We start from the raw sequence: 14,135 nt of genomic DNA, 5'->3' as shown, positions 1-14,135 counted from the left end.
TGTTTGACGAGATGTTAGCTCGGATATATGCTCGTGCTAGCAGAGCTAGCAATGCTGAAGGTGAGGTTGAGATGGCTACCGTTGGCAGCATGGCGCAGGTGAATGTTCGCGTAGATCGCTCGGTTAAAGAGCGCGCCGAGGAAGCGCTGCGGCTTTCGGGCGGGTCACTGCCCGAGCTCATCAAAAAGGTGGTGGCCAAGGTCGCGCAGGGTGGCGGGCAGTGCGAGGAAGTGCTTGCGGCCGTCGACGACCGGCGGCAGACCGTCGCGCCCGATACTCCGTTCGCCGCATCATGGGCGGCGGCAGATCAGCTTTACGCGGACCTGGGCATCGCTACGTCGCCCGTATCCGACGATCGCGGTTGGGAAACAATCTATTCCGAAGCCATGGACGAGCACTATCGCCAAAAGGGGATGATCCTGTGAGCGGGGCTCCCCTCAAAATAATGGTGGATGCCAACGTATGGGTTGATTCGTTTTGCGCCGACCATGCCGAGTCGCTTGCCGCACGCGCGTTTATTGGGCAGGCGACGGAGGCGGGGGCATTGCTGTTCTTTCCGGTGCATATCGCCAAGGACGTACTGTATGTTGTACAGCACGAACTGAAGCATAGCGTTCTTGCCAGCGGGGGAGCGCTCGATGAGGCATCTGCCCGCGCGATTGGCGATGCGGCGTTGGCGTTTGTTCGGAACATGACCGAAAACGCCACGGCCGTGGGTGCAGATGCGTCGGACCTTTGGCTGGCCGACAAATACTTAGCGCTCCATCGCGATTACGAGGACAACTTGGTACTCGCCGCATGCAAACGCGCCCAGGTTGATTACTTGGTGACCAACGATCGAAAACTGCTCGAACATGCCGATCTTGCAGCAAAGACACCTCGTCAAATGATGCCGATTCTTGCTTTGGCCAAACGCGGCGGCACGGCTATCGGTTGACGCGAGCTGTTCGCGGGCCCCTTGGACGACGATGCGCCAAGGGGCCCGCGTCTGCTATTTACAAAAGCTCGGCCTTGATGGTGGGACTTTCTGCGAGCTGCTCGGCTGCCTTTTCGTTGGAGCTGTCGAGTGCTGCCAGACTGCGGTAGACCCACTCGTTGACCTGGGTGTTCTTGACGCCTGCGGTCTGCATAAGGGCGCCTACCTCGCGGATTGCTGCGAACAGATCGGCCTTGGGACCCGCGAGCTCGACCTCGATACCGTGGTAGGCGGCCACGCCGCGGTTCTCACTCACGTGGTCGATAAAGCCCTCGACGGTCTCAAGCTGCTGGGCGAGAGCTGCATCATCGTCAACGTCCAGCGCGACGAGTGCGTTCGATACCGTGAGGGCGGGATGTCCGCAGGGGACAAAGCCCTCGATGACATCCATAGCTTCGGTAATGGTTGAGCCCAGGCCTGCGAGGGCATCGACGAGTTGCTGCTTGGTATCCATAACGGTCCTTTCGACGGGTCAATTTTGCTTGGCGAAAATATACGTGACGCGATCGGTAACAAAAGTGCGAAGTGCGGCGCACATTGGGGTCTTCACAGCTCGTGCATAGAACAGCTGTCCGCTTTCAGAACGTGGTAAGATAACACTCCACAAGCGGGGCTCGCCCCGTATGTTCCTTGAAAAGTCGACGGTTATCGGGTGTTTGCAGGCCCGATACCATCCAGACTTTCCCGACATTCGGGGGCGACTGGTTTCGACACGATAGCTCTGAGAGAGGAAGCAAGCCGAGGTCTCCTCGCCTCGTTAAACAGGGGTACCGTCAAATTGAATTGACAACAACTCTTCTTTTGAGCCTATGGCTCTCGCTGCTTAATTTATAGCGGCGCGTCAACCCGGTGATTTCCCCGACACCGGCGCGACGTCATCTTAGGGGAATGCTCCTGCGCACGTAATCGGTATGGCGCGGGCTAAGACCGAACCGGTTAGGACGTCGCGAGCGTGTCGCTGCGCGCAAGGCGTCCGAGACTAAACCAGCGACTGAGCTTGGAGATGCCAATCAGGGGGCTTTCGTGGACCGGAGTTCGATTCTCCGCGCCTCCACCATAAGTAACAGGCAGGTAGATATTCGTATCTACCTGTCTTTTTATTTCTAGTCCGTACCGCGGAGAATCGAACTCTGTGCAGGGCGCGGGCGTTAAGCAAACGCGAAGCGTTTGTAGCCCGCGGGCGAGGGCGGCGGCAGCCGGCCGAAGCCGGTGCAGCAAATACGCGGATTCTTCGCGCAAAGCTTCAGCCCAATATAGATGCGATGTTTATCGAATTTCAGCTGGCCTCGCCCAGCATCAACGGATCCCCCGTACCGCGGAGAATCGAACTCTATGCAGGGCGCGGGCGTAAAGAAAACGCCTCAGTGACGCAGAGTGGGACGCGTTTTCCCAATGACTGCCCAGGCGGAAACCGCATCCCGGAATCTAAGCTCGGAATGGGATACATTTTCCGGATGACGCCTCAAGTGGAAGCTGCGACCCGGAATCGAGCCGTAGAGTGGGACATGCTTTCCCCATGGCAACCCAGGCGGAAAGCGCATCCCGGAATCGCCCCTCAGAACGGGACGTGCTTTCCGCCAGCCGCCCCCTCAACTCCAAAACCCATGCGCCCTCCATCCCAAAACTGGGTAGAAGAAAGCCAAAACGCAATCGCAGGAGGTCAATATGACTGCAGAAGATAAGGCAAAGAACGCCGGCAAGGTCGCGCTCGTCTTGGAGGGTGGCAGTTTTCGTGGGCAGTTTACCGCCGGCGTGCTCGACGTTCTCATGGAGGCCGGTGTCGAAATTCCGGCGGTGTACGGCGTTTCGGCCGGTGCGCTCAACGGCGTCAACTACAAGTCGCACCAGATCGGTCGCGTCAATCGCATCAACCTGACCTTCTGCAATGACAACCGCTACATGGGTGCCGCATCCTTCGCATCCACGGGCTCCATCGTGGGTTACGACTTTATCTTCAACGATATCCAGGACCGCCTGGATCCCTTTGATAACGAGACGTTCGACGCCAGCCCTATCGAGATGTACGCCGTCGCGACGGACATGCTGTTTGGAACCGCTGCCTACCTGCCGGTCAAAAGCGCCGTGCTCGACCTCGATGCCGTGCGTGCCTCGACGTCGCTGCCGCTGGTGACGCCGCCGGTCGAGATCGACGGGCACAAATACGTCGACGGCGGCGTAGCCGATTCGGTCCCCATCGAGCACGTGCTGGAGGAGGCGGGCTTCGATCGCGCGGTTGTCATTGTCACGCAGGACCGCTCGTACGAGAAAAAGCCCTACGAGTTTATGCCTGCCGCGCGCGCCCGCTATGTCGACTACCCCTATCTGCTCGAGGCTATCGAGACGCGCCACGACCGCTATAACCTCCAGCGCATGCACCTGTGGAAGTATGAGCGCGAGGGCCGCGCGCTGGTCATTGCTCCGCAAAAGCCGGTCGAGGTCGGCCATGTCGAGCACGATCCGGCAAAGCTTTTGGACCTGTATATCCAGGGCCGTCAGGAGGCAAAGCGCTTGCTGGGAGATATCGAGGCGTTTGTCGAGCGTTAACGCTGCGACATCACGGCTCGTGGATGACATGTGCAGAAACTCTGGTCGGAGCCAAAATACCTGTTGACTCGTACGGCGAGCGGGGTAATATGGACGGGTTACTTGCAGAGCCCCGTGAATCTCTGTAACAACACGTACTGTACATGGAGGAGTCTAAGTGATTTCGAAATCGACTCACTACGCCAAGCAGGGCGAGGTCCAGCGCAACTGGGTTCTCGTCGACGCCGATGGTGCTGTCCTGGGCCGTCTTGCCACCCAGATCGCAATGATCCTGCGCGGTAAGAACAAGCCCCAGTTCACGCCCAACAGCGACTGCGGCGACTTCGTTGTCGTCATCAACGCCGATAAGGTCCAGCTTACCGGTAACAAGGCCGACACGAAGACCTATTATCGCCACAGCGGCTACAACGGCGGCCTCAAGGCTGAGAGCTTCCGCCAGGCTATGGAGAAGCACCCGGAGAAGGTCATCGAGCGCGCCGTTCGCGGTATGCTGCCCAAGACCACCCTCGGCCGTGCCCAGATGACCAAGCTTAAGGTCTACGCTGGTGCCGAGCATCCGCATGCTGCCCAGAACCCCACGAAGATTGAGCTGGAGGCTTAAAGATGGCTGAGAACACCGTTGTCTACCAGGGTACCGGCCGTCGTAAGAACGCCGTCGCCCGCGTCCGTCTCGTCCCCGGCACCGGCAAGGTGACCATCAACAAGCGTGACGCCGAGCAGTATTTCGGCCGTCATCAGCTCGTTGAGAACGCCCTTGCTCCCTTCAAGGTGACCGACACCGCCGGTCAGTTCGACGTTATCGCTCTGTGCGATGGCGGCGGCATCTCCGGTCAGTCCGGCGCTCTGCGCCTGGGCATCGCTCGCGCTCTTCTGAACGCTGGCGACTACCGTGCTGACCTCAAGAAGGCCGGTTTCCTTACGCGCGATGCTCGCGTGGTCGAGCGCAAGAAGTACGGCCTCAAGAAGGCCCGCCGCGCTCCCCAGTTCTCCAAGCGCTAAGGTTTTATCTCCTTTCGAGATACAATGTACAAGCGGGGCCTGCCGATTCCTCGGCGGGTCCCGCTTTTCTTTTTCGACTAGGGTGGGCGGTTGCATATCGCCTGCTAGGGAAGGAGCGATCCTATGCCCCAGAACATCTTCGGTACCGACGGCGTCCGTGGCGTCGCCAACGCCGATCTTTCGTGCGACCTCGCGTTTCGCCTGGGCCGCGCGGCGACCAAGTTCCTTGGTCCGGACATCTGCATCGGCCGTGACACGCGCCTTTCGGGCACCATGCTCGAGAGTGCTCTGACCGCCGGCATCATGGCCGAGGGCGGCCGTCCGCACTGCTGCGGCGTTATCCCCACGCCTGCCGTGGCGCTGCTCACTGTTCAGAACGAGCTCGATGGCGGCATCGTCATCTCCGCTTCGCACAATCCGCCGGAGTTCAACGGCATCAAGTTCTTTAGCCGCAAGGGCATGAAGCTTCCCGATGCTGTCGAGGAAGAGATCAGCGCCTGGGTCATGTCCGAGGAGGCCATGGCTGCCGATACGCTGCCGACCGGCGCCGGTGTGGGTCACATCATCAAGATGAAGGACGCCCGCAAGGCCTATGTCGATCATGCCATCAGCACGCTCGACGGCCTTAAGCTCGACGGCCTGGTTGTTGCCGTCGACTGCGGTCACGGTGCTTCGTGCCAGACCACGCCTGCCGCGCTCCAGCGCCTGGGCGCCACGGTGCATGCCATCAACACCGATTACTGCGGCACCGACATTAACGTCGAGTGCGGCTCCACGCACCTTGAGCCCCTGCGCGAGCTCGTGCTGCGCACCCACGCCGATATCGGCCTGGCCCACGACGGCGACGCCGATCGTGTGCTGTTCGTGGACAGCGAGGGCAACGAGATTGATGGCGACTACATTCTTGCCATCTGTGGCTCCGACCTTGCTGCTCGCGGCAAGCTCGCCAACTCTGAGATCGTCTCGACCGTTATGTGCAACCTCGGTTTCTCCATCGCCATGAAGGAGCAAGGCTTCGAGATGGTCCAGACCGCCGTGGGCGACCGCTATGTTCTTGAGCGCATGCTCGAGGACGGTGCCGTCATCGGCGGCGAGCAGTCCGGCCACATCATCTTCCTGGAGCATAACACCACCGGCGACGGCTTGGTGACGGCCCTGCAGTTGCTGGCCGTGCTCAAGCGCACCGGCCGCACCCTCACCGACCTTGCCGGCATCATGAAGAAGTACCCGCAGGTGCTCGTCAACGTGCATTCGGACAACAAGGCCGGCCTGGACGATTGCCAGCCCATTTGGGACGCCGTCGCTGCCGCCGAGAAGGAGCTCAACGGTCGCGGCCGCATCTTGGTGCGCCCGAGCGGTACCGAGCCGCTGGTTCGCGTTATGGCCGAGGCCGAGACGCACGAGCTGACCCAGCGCGTTGTTGACGATATCGTCGAGGTTGTCAAGCGCGAACTTCCCTAATGGCCAAAAACGGGTGCCAAGTGGTAAACTGACAAGGTTATTTTGATTGATTGGTATGTCCGAGGGGGAGCATGTTCACTAAAGTCCTAAGGTCTTTTGGTATGCGTGGTCGAGTCCTTACGCTGGATGCTCCCATCTCGGGCGACGTCATTCCGCTCTCCGAGGTAAACGATCAGACGTTTGCCACCGGCCTTTTGGGCCAGGGCGTGGCGATTCAGCCTACCGGCACGCGCGTGATTGCGCCGGCAGACGCCAAGGTCGAGGCCATTTTTCCCACGGGACACGCCGTTGCGCTCAACACGGTCGATGGCTTAGACGTGCTCATCCACGTTGGTTTGGACACTGTTCAGCTCGAGGGCAAGCACTTTACCGTACATGCGCAAGTGGGTGACATCGTCCATAAGGGCGATGTGCTCATCGAGTTCGATCGCGAGGCAATTGCTGCCGAGGGCTACGATGTGACGGTTCCCATCTTGGTGTGCAACTCTGTTGAGTTCTCGAGCATCAAGGGTTCCGTTGGCGAGCATGTCGAGGAGATGGACCAACTCATCGTCGCTCGCGAGCGCTAGTGAGCGCGCTCGGCCTTTAGCCTACAATTCAAACACGTTTACGGAGGGCGCCCTTGAAAGAGGGCGCCCTCCGTGGCAAGATGGGATTTGTCCGAAGCTAAACAGCTTTGGGTCACCGTGGACGGGCAGGGGCCTCGACGCGGCTAGACACGAGACACATACATTACGCGACCTCGCCCTGGTGGCCGCACACGTTGGTTGCGGCCGACGCGGGCCGCGGGCAAGTGCTTGTAAGGGAGCCTTGCCTCTCTTGTACGAGAAAGGACGCGTAATGAAGATCATTAAAGCTAAAGACTACGAGGATATGAGCCGCAAGGCCGCCAATATCATCTCGGCCCAGGTTATCCTCAAGCCCGATTGCGTGCTGGGTCTTGCCACCGGCTCCACCCCGATTGGTGCCTACAAGCAGCTCGCCGCTTGGTACGAGAAGGGTGACGTCGACTTTGCCGAGGTCAGCACCTACAACCTCGACGAGTATCGTGGCCTTTCGCACGACGATCCCCAGAGCTACCATTACTTTATGCGTGAGAACTTCTTCGATCACATTAACATCGACCTGAACAACACACATGTGCCCGATGGCTCCAATCCCGACGCTGCCGCTGCCTGCTCCGAGTACGACAAGATCGTCGCTGCCGCCGGTTACCCTGATCTGCAGCTGCTCGGCATCGGTAACAACGGTCACATTGGCTTCAACGAGCCCGATGACCACTTCTCCAAGGGTACGCACTGTGTCGACCTCACCGAGAGCACCATTCAGGCCAACAGCCGCCTGTTCGACAGCATCGACGACGTGCCCCGTCAGGCCTACACCATGGGCACTCAGACCATCATGTATGCCCGCATGATCCTGGTTGTCGCCAACGGCGAGGCCAAGGCACAGGCCGTGCATGACATGTGCTATGGTCCGGTTACCCCCGAGTGCCCTGCCTCGATCCTGCAGCTGCACACCAACTGCGTTGTCGTTGCCGATGAGGCCGCCCTTTCGCTCTGCGAGTAGCGATAGCCTATCATCTCGACATAGCTTTGCCGAAGGCCTCCGCTTTGCGGGGGCCTTTTTGCTGAGCGCGCGCCGTGTGCTTGACGAAAATCTGGCCGCGAACTGGACGGGTGCGTCTGGTGCAGCATGATTCATTCCATAACAGATACTATGCATAAATGCTATGAAAAGGTCGCAGACGGTAGCTGACGTTAGGTGAGTTGCGCAACACAATTGAACAGCGCTCATTTGAGGTACACTGCCAAAGGATGGGACAAGCTGGCAAGCGCATTGACCTGCGCAAAGACTGATTGGTTGGGGGATAAGTTTCAATCGGACCACGCTGAACAAAAACTTGCCATTTGCGTACCAACAAACATCCTAAACCGTAGCATCGCTCTATTCATCTAGCGATACATATGGTCTAGCGTTACGGTGTCCATGTGGTCGAGTTGAGGAGCGGGCATGGTTAACGATTTGGGCAATACGGACGACCTCGAGCTTATGCCGCTGGGCAGTAGTTATACGGTGCGGCGCGATCGCTTGATGAACGAACTTATCGCCAAGGGCCGAAAGGCCGGCGTCGTAGTCCTCTACGCGCCTGATGGCTTTGGGAAAACCTCGGTGCTGCTGCAGTATGCCCAAGAGGTTAAAAACGATCCGACGCGAGGTCCCGTGCGGATCATTGAGGCAGACCGCGCCATTGGGCGCGAGGTGTTTATGCAGCTCGAGGTCGTTACCGAAGAGCTTAAGGACAAGCCGCACTCCCTGATCGCAATCGATAACGTGCCTAACCTCAGCCAGAGCGAGACCGAGGAGCTGATCGACCGAATCCGAAGCCTGCGTGCTATGGGGGTTGGGGTCTTTATGAGCTGCCGTCCCTCGAATCGCCAGCTGATTCATGGACTGGGCGATTCGATTAAAGTCAACGCGCAGATGCTCAAGGTGCATGCCTATGAGTATTCGGCGTGGGCATCGGCGTTTTCGATCAGCACATCGCTCGACTTCTATCAGCTTACGCAGGGCGTGCCCGAGCTCGTCTCGGCTATGCAGTCGGGACTATACGGGCAGGGAGACGTTGCCCAGATGCTCGAAAACGAGATCGTCAATATCTACGGTGCGGCACTTGTTGATCTGGCGTCGCTCGAGAACAACGCCCTGTTTAGCGTGGCATGCTTGATGGTCTTAATGGGTGAGGGCAATATTTCGGAGCTCGAGGCTTGCGGTGTTAGGCTTTCGGCGATTGACCAGTCCTATCTTGTCCGCGATTATCCCATTTTTGGCGTTGATCCGGCAGACCGGAGCTTTACCTGCTTGGGTACCGAGGACAACGCGCGCCTGCGATTGCGCAAGCTGGTCGCCGAAATTCGCCCCGAACTCGTTGTACGGGCGGCGCGTATATTGATTAAAGCGGGGCGCTGCGATACCGCGATGGACCTCGCCGACGCGTTTTTGGACCGCAGTGCGGTGTTGGAGCTTGCCGGGCAGTATGGGGTCGATCTGGCCCTGACGGGGCATGGAGGGGATGTCTGCCGCGCGGCGCTGGGAAAGACTGAGGCAGATGGCCGGGTATCGGAGCCGACGCCTGACGAGGCGCTCGGCATCTATCTGGCGGCGGTGAGCGTCTCCAATACAAAGCTCGCGCGGTATATGGCCTCAATTATCGAGCATGCGGGCGAGCAAGCGATTTGCGAGCTCGATCCCGTGTCGTGGAAGGTGGCGCACGCGTTTACGGCCGCCTGTTATGGAGATAGCGGTCTGGGGCTTCCGGCAAGCCATACAGCGCTGGAAAGTGAGGCGTCTTGTGCCGCACTCGACATGCTGTCCGCACATATCGAGATAAAACATGGGCTGACCGAGCGGGCGAAGGGCGGTGAGATCCTCGCGGGGCTCAAAACGGATAAGGCCTACGATTGCGAGCTCGATATCGCGGGGACGTTTGTGCGAGCGGACCGCATGTTGACGGAGCTATTTGATGGGTCGTATGCAGGGACTGACGAGCGTGATGACGAGATGGCCCTGACACTCGAGGCGCTCGAAGCGCGTGGCATCCGAGCACTCGCCATCTGGGTGCGCATGGTATTATCGGCGCGGCGCCTGCTTGCCGGCATGCCGGTGACCGACGAGCAGGCATTCAATGAGCTCGACCGTTTTGCCGTGCGCGTGCGTGACAATCAAGTCCAGTTGTTTGGCTTGATACTGGAAGGCTGGCAGTCGCTGGCTGAGGGGCGTCCGGTCAATGCCAAATTCCGTGCGGTGCAGGTGCTCAGGCTTGCCGAGGAATCGATTGGATACATACGCGACAACGCACTGCTGCTAGAGCGCGCGGCATACTTACGCAATACATCGATGGTATCGGTGCGCGAAGAGGCAGAGCTGCTCGATTTGAGTCGGACGCAGGTCGGTGGTGCCGAGGCTTGGATGGTGGCGCTGCATTTGGCCTCCGCGGGCCGCGATAGCGACCTTGCAGCCTGGATGTCCATGAACCGCCCGGGGATTTTAAATCCGTCGTATCGGCTGTTTGCGCGTCTTGCGATGCATTGTCTGGGTGAGCCGGCTGCTAGAATTCGAAAGAAGCTCCCGGTGCGCGAGCTGTCGCGATATTCGCTGCGTGACGACTTTGAGGGCGAAGGCGAGCGTCTGTTCCAGGCCGGCGATGCCGAGGGTGTCGATGTGATTGGCCATATCGAGATCCGCATGTTTGGGGCGTTTCGCGCCGAGCGCGACGGGTTTCCCATCACGGATAAGATGTGGCGCCGCAAGAAAGCGGCGACGCTTGCCGAGCGGCTTGCGCTGGGTATGGATGCACTGGTCGACCGCGAGACGCTGGCCATGGAGCTGTGGCCCCATGCCGAGTTCAATAGCGCCCGCAACAACCTGTACTCGACGATATCGCGCTTGCGTTCGGCCTTGGGGCCGACACCGGACGGCAAGTCGTGTGTGCTGATCCAAAACGAGTGCATTGGGCTTAATGGCGATTACGTCAAGACCGACGTGCGGTTGTTTGATCAGATAAGCCGCGAAGTTTTGGGAAATCGCACGGGTGCGCGCGGACCCCATCTGATCGAGCTGTGCCTTAAGATCGAGCAGCTCTACGCCGGCCCGCTGTATGTTCCCAATGGCTGTAATCCCACCTACTTTTTGCGTATGCGGCGCATTATGGAATCGAAGTATATCGACTGCATGATTCGGGGCGCGAATGCCGCCCTAGAAGAAAACGATCTGCAGTCGGCGGTATGGCTGGTGGAGTCGGGGCTGCGGCAAGAGACGGCGCGCGAGGATATGGTGCGTTGCGCTATGCGCGTCTACGGTGCGGCGGGGCGACGACGCGATATCGTCGAGCTGTACAGTGGGCATATGCATCACCTGAGGGAGCAGGTCAATGGCGTGCCCGAGCCCGAGACGCGGCGTCTGTACGAGCGCTTGGTGGAGGGCAGGCTTAACCGCGTGCTCGTCGAGCGATAAAAAAATGAGCGTCCGAATTGCTCGGACGCTCGCAAGCTTGATGTATATTGGCTCGCCGGATCGTTGGCTCTTAGACGAGCTTAATCTTCTCGATGTCCTTGCGCGAGGACTCGCGATACAGCGAGAACTTGCGGCCGATAACCTGGACGACCTCGGCATGGCAGCGGTCGGCGAGCTCTTCGGCGGCCTCGCGGGCGGAAAGGCTGGAACCATCGAGTACGGAGCACTTAACGAGCTCGTGCTTCTCCAGGTAGGCGACCGTCTGCTCGACGGTGCCCTCGTTGATGTCGGACTTGCCGATGATGATGGCGGGGTTGAGGTGATGGGCCATGCTGCGAAGCTGCTTGACCTGGGCTCCTGTCAGTGCCATGGGTTCTCGCTTTCTATGTTATGGGGCGCCCCGCGATGGGGCCTTAATCTACGTGAGCTGTCCCACGATAGCGCAGGAACGGCGCGGTGTGGGGCGTGTTTGCCCAGTTCAAAAAGAATGCGGATGCCGAGCGGGAGAACAGCGCGAGTTGCAGGCGGACGTGTACGGCAGCCGAAAGCGGTCTATGGGCGGCACGAAGAGACCGGCTCCCATGCAATAAACGCCCAACGAACCTTGCGGACATGATCGAGCATATAGCGCCCCTGCGGCACGCCCTTGGAGCCCGGCTCACCGGCATGGGGGTTCTCAATCATGTGTTGAGCGATGTAGTCGCGCAGGCGGTCGATCTTATCCTCGTTACCGTGCTCGAGCATACGGGAGAAGTCCTCCACGCCCGCCTCAAGGCTATCGAAGGTATCGCGACGAGGCGATTCAAAGTACGTAACCTGCGGCAGGGCACCCATCTGAATGAGGATATTAAAGGCATACACAAAGCCATTACTGCAGGTAACCGAGGCACCGATGGCGTTCATCAGGTGCAGGTCATAGCGCGGGCTGGAGTTGGCGACCATCGTGACGGCACAACGCCGACGAGCCGTTCGATCAAGCTTGGCAAGCGCGCCTTTAAGGTTGGTCGTGGTGACAGAGCGACTGGCAAAGGCAACATCTACCGCTTTCGCGACCGGTCCAACCAAATCCCAATCATCATCCCAAGCAAGCTCAAGCGGTGTAATGCGATCCTCGAGCCCATAGTACTCAATGCCAGCATCAAGCGTGCCCAACATAGCAGGGGAAAAGTCAGCAGCAATCACAGGATGTCCAGCCTGAGCAAGCGGAATAGCAATCGACCCAGCCCCACACCCCATATCCAGCACGGACTCACCAGGCTTTAACGCCAACAGCTTCATAAAGTCCCGGGCATACGGAGCAGTCTCAAGCGGCCGAAAATGCCGAGCCCGCTTATCCCACTCAAAAGAATCATCAGCCCGCCGCCGACCAGCCTGCAGGCGCATCCATTCCTCATTCCAATCCGCAGAAAGCAGCTCAGATTGAATTACACCATCAGCCACGGGCCATCCCCCTCACAACAAAAAAGCGACTCCTCCCAAAAGAAGAGCCGCAACCAGCATATATCAGAAAGAACCGATCCAACGCCAAACCGCAATATCGACCATGCGGTGCAGGAGCGAAGCGACTGCAACCGGGATAGAACTCAACCGAGGTCCCGTTGTGCGGGAGCCCCGGGGAGGGCAAATATATAAGGTCGATCGCGAGTTCCGCACGAGCCGGAGAGCACTTAATGTGCTCTCCGTGCGAGTCAGGACTGTCCGAGCAGGCGACCTTATATATTTGCCCTCCCCGGGGCTCCTCGCCAGCACCCCTCAGCTAGTTCTTGAGCGAGTTCAGCGGTGCCGGGAAGCGTCCACCGCGATGGGCAAGCACGGTGCCGGCGTTGGGGTTCACCGGCATGATGGGTGCACGGCCGAACAGGCCGCCGTACTCGACGCAGTCGCCCACGCCCTTGCCGATGGCAGGGATCACGCGGACGGCCGTGGTCTTGTTGTTGATGACGCCGATGGCCATCTCGTCGGCGATGATGCCGGCGATGGTCTCGACCGGGGTGTCGCCGGGGATGGCGATCATGTCCAAGCCAACGGAGCACACGCAGGTCATGGCCTCGAGCTTCTCGAGCGAAAGCGCGCCGGCCTCGACGGCGGCGATCATGCCGGCGTCCTCGGACACGGGGATAAAGGCGCCCGAGAGTCCGCCCACGCTGGAGCTGGCCATGACGCCGCCCTTCTTGACGGCATCGTTGAGCATGGCGAGCGCGCAGGTCGTGCCGGGGCCACCGCAGGTGCCCACGCCGATAATCTCGAGGATGCGCGCAACGGAGTCGCCGATGGCAGGCGTAGGTGCCAGCGACAGGTCGACAATGCCCTTCTCGACACCCAGACGATGGGCGGCCTCGCGGCTCATGAGCTCGCCGGCACGGGTGATTTTAAAGGCAGTCTGCTTAATCTTCTCGGCGACTTCCATCATCGATGCGGAATCGGGCAGTTTCTCCAGGGCTGCGGCCATCACGCCGGGGCCCGAGACGCCTACGTTGATGACGGCGTCGGCCTCGCCGCCGCCGTGGACGGCGCCCGCCATAAACGGGGAGTCCTCGACCATGTTGGCAAAGCAGACAAACTTGGAGGCGCCGACGGAATCCTCATCGGCCGTAAGCTTGGCGGCATCGATGATGGTCTGCGCTGCCATGAGCACGGCGTCCATGTTGATGCCGGCGCGCAGGCTGGCGACGTTGACGCTGGAGCAGACGCGGCTGGTGGTAGCGAGCGCCTGGGGGATGGACTGGATGACGCGGCGGTCGGCGTCGCCGATGCCCTTTTGGACGAGCGCGGAGAAGCCGCCCAGGTAGTCGATGCCGAGCGTCTCTGCCGCGCGGTCGAGGGCGTGCGCGATGGGGGTGAGGTCCTCATCCTTGCAGCATGCGGCAATCTGCGCCACCGGGGTGACGGAAACGCGCTTGTTGACGATGGGGATACCGTACTCGCGCTCGAGGTTCTCGGCGGTCTCGACCAGGTGCTCGGCCGTGTGCGTCACGTGGTCGTAGATCTTCGTGCACATGCGGTCGAGGTTCTCGTCACCGCAACCCATGAGCGAAACACCCATGGTGATGGTCCTGATGTCGAGGTTCTGCTCCTCAACCATGCCGCGGGTTTCCGCGATTTCTGCGGGCGTGATCGCCATCCTTGCGCTCCTATCTGCCAA

Annotated in this window: 13 protein-coding genes and 1 other RNA gene; 10 read left to right on the top strand and 4 right to left on the bottom strand. The window is 59.8% G+C overall.

The window, feature by feature from the left end; all coding sequences use genetic code 11:
- Positions 1-71 precede the first annotated feature (71 nt).
- Positions 72-425, top strand: a complete 354-nt coding sequence (locus tag DXB53_RS09925; protein ID WP_158556483.1) for a hypothetical protein — start codon at positions 72-74, stop codon at positions 423-425.
- Positions 422-937 (top strand): type II toxin-antitoxin system VapC family toxin, encoded by a 516-nt coding sequence (locus tag DXB53_RS03575; protein ID WP_158556482.1) that lies wholly within the window; start codon positions 422-424, stop codon positions 935-937. The genes DXB53_RS09925 and DXB53_RS03575 overlap by 4 nt, the downstream gene beginning before the upstream one ends.
- Before the next feature lie 58 nt (positions 938-995).
- Here the strand turns inward: DXB53_RS03575 and DXB53_RS03570 are convergent, their stop codons facing one another.
- A complete protein-coding gene (locus tag DXB53_RS03570) occupies positions 996-1,430 on the bottom strand; it encodes a hypothetical protein (RefSeq protein WP_117583339.1) in 435 nt (144 codons plus the stop codon).
- A gap of 239 nt (positions 1,431-1,669) precedes the next feature.
- Here DXB53_RS03570 and ssrA point away from each other — a divergent pair.
- The 8 genes from ssrA to DXB53_RS03530 all read left to right on the top strand — a co-directional run bounded on the left by ssrA (position 1,670) and on the right by DXB53_RS03530 (position 10,993).
- Positions 1,670-2,033, top strand: a transfer-messenger RNA (tmRNA) gene (gene ssrA / locus DXB53_RS03565).
- A gap of 608 nt (positions 2,034-2,641) precedes the next feature.
- Positions 2,642-3,520, top strand: coding sequence for a patatin family protein (locus tag DXB53_RS03560; RefSeq protein ID WP_117583338.1), 879 nt, complete (start codon positions 2,642-2,644; stop codon positions 3,518-3,520).
- Between the two features lie 157 nt (positions 3,521-3,677).
- Positions 3,678-4,121 (top strand): 50S ribosomal protein L13, encoded by a 444-nt coding sequence (rplM, locus tag DXB53_RS03555; RefSeq protein ID WP_022094635.1) that lies wholly within the window; start codon positions 3,678-3,680, stop codon positions 4,119-4,121.
- Between the two features lie 2 nt (positions 4,122-4,123).
- Positions 4,124-4,519 (top strand): 30S ribosomal protein S9, encoded by a 396-nt coding sequence (gene rpsI / locus DXB53_RS03550; RefSeq protein WP_022094634.1) that lies wholly within the window; start codon positions 4,124-4,126, stop codon positions 4,517-4,519.
- A gap of 123 nt (positions 4,520-4,642) precedes the next feature.
- The gene (glmM, locus tag DXB53_RS03545) at positions 4,643-5,980 is read left to right on the top strand and encodes a phosphoglucosamine mutase (protein WP_117583337.1); all 1,338 of its coding nucleotides are present in this window, start codon (positions 4,643-4,645) and stop codon (positions 5,978-5,980) included.
- Between the two features lie 101 nt (positions 5,981-6,081).
- A complete protein-coding gene (locus tag DXB53_RS03540) occupies positions 6,082-6,549 on the top strand; it encodes a PTS glucose transporter subunit IIA (protein ID WP_320676340.1) in 468 nt (155 codons plus the stop codon).
- A gap of 271 nt (positions 6,550-6,820) precedes the next feature.
- Positions 6,821-7,549 (top strand): glucosamine-6-phosphate deaminase, encoded by a 729-nt coding sequence (nagB, locus tag DXB53_RS03535; RefSeq protein ID WP_117583336.1) that lies wholly within the window; start codon positions 6,821-6,823, stop codon positions 7,547-7,549.
- A gap of 444 nt (positions 7,550-7,993) precedes the next feature.
- A complete protein-coding gene (locus DXB53_RS03530; protein WP_117583335.1) occupies positions 7,994-10,993 on the top strand; it encodes a BTAD domain-containing putative transcriptional regulator in 3,000 nt (999 codons plus the stop codon).
- 70 nt (positions 10,994-11,063) lie between these two features.
- Here DXB53_RS03530 and DXB53_RS03525 read toward each other — a convergent pair whose 3' ends face one another.
- The 3 genes from DXB53_RS03525 to DXB53_RS03515 all read right to left on the bottom strand — a co-directional run bounded on the left by DXB53_RS03525 (position 11,064) and on the right by DXB53_RS03515 (position 14,114).
- Complete coding sequence (locus tag DXB53_RS03525; protein ID WP_117583334.1) at positions 11,064-11,363, bottom strand: YhbY family RNA-binding protein; 300 nt, start codon at positions 11,361-11,363, stop codon at positions 11,064-11,066.
- Positions 11,364-11,545: 182 nt separating this feature from the next.
- Entirely contained in the window at positions 11,546-12,433 is an 888-nt protein-coding gene (locus tag DXB53_RS03520) for a methyltransferase domain-containing protein (RefSeq protein ID WP_233503791.1), read from the bottom strand.
- 316 nt (positions 12,434-12,749) lie between these two features.
- Positions 12,750-14,114 (bottom strand): PFL family protein, encoded by a 1,365-nt coding sequence (locus DXB53_RS03515; protein ID WP_117583332.1) that lies wholly within the window; start codon positions 14,112-14,114, stop codon positions 12,750-12,752.
- Positions 14,115-14,135: the final 21 nt, after the last annotated feature.

The organism is Collinsella sp. OM04-5 (genome assembly GCF_003439125.1).
GTDB lineage: Bacteria > Actinomycetota > Coriobacteriia > Coriobacteriales > Coriobacteriaceae > Collinsella.
The sequence above is the reverse complement of the archived record's forward strand: the minus strand, read 5'-3'. Positions and strand labels throughout refer to the sequence as shown.

Bases quoted from the DNA above. Each gene is read 5' to 3' on its own strand.
- DXB53_RS09925 (WP_158556483.1), top strand. From the start codon at position 72: ATGGCTACCGTTGGCAGCATGGCGCAGGTGAATGTTCGCGTAGATCGC.
- DXB53_RS03570 (WP_117583339.1), bottom strand. From the start codon at position 1,430: ATGGATACCAAGCAGCAACTCGTCGATGCCCTCGCAGGCCTGGGCTCA.
- DXB53_RS03560 (WP_117583338.1), top strand. From the start codon at position 2,642: ATGACTGCAGAAGATAAGGCAAAGAACGCCGGCAAGGTCGCGCTCGTC.
- rpsI (WP_022094634.1), top strand. From the start codon at position 4,124: ATGGCTGAGAACACCGTTGTCTACCAGGGTACCGGCCGTCGTAAGAAC.
- glmM (WP_117583337.1), top strand. From the start codon at position 4,643: ATGCCCCAGAACATCTTCGGTACCGACGGCGTCCGTGGCGTCGCCAAC.
- DXB53_RS03540 (WP_320676340.1), top strand. From the start codon at position 6,082: ATGCGTGGTCGAGTCCTTACGCTGGATGCTCCCATCTCGGGCGACGTC.
- nagB (WP_117583336.1), top strand. From the start codon at position 6,821: ATGAAGATCATTAAAGCTAAAGACTACGAGGATATGAGCCGCAAGGCC.
- DXB53_RS03530 (WP_117583335.1), top strand. From the start codon at position 7,994: ATGGTTAACGATTTGGGCAATACGGACGACCTCGAGCTTATGCCGCTG.
- DXB53_RS03525 (WP_117583334.1), bottom strand. From the start codon at position 11,363: ATGGCACTGACAGGAGCCCAGGTCAAGCAGCTTCGCAGCATGGCCCAT.
- DXB53_RS03515 (WP_117583332.1), bottom strand. From the start codon at position 14,114: ATGGCGATCACGCCCGCAGAAATCGCGGAAACCCGCGGCATGGTTGAG.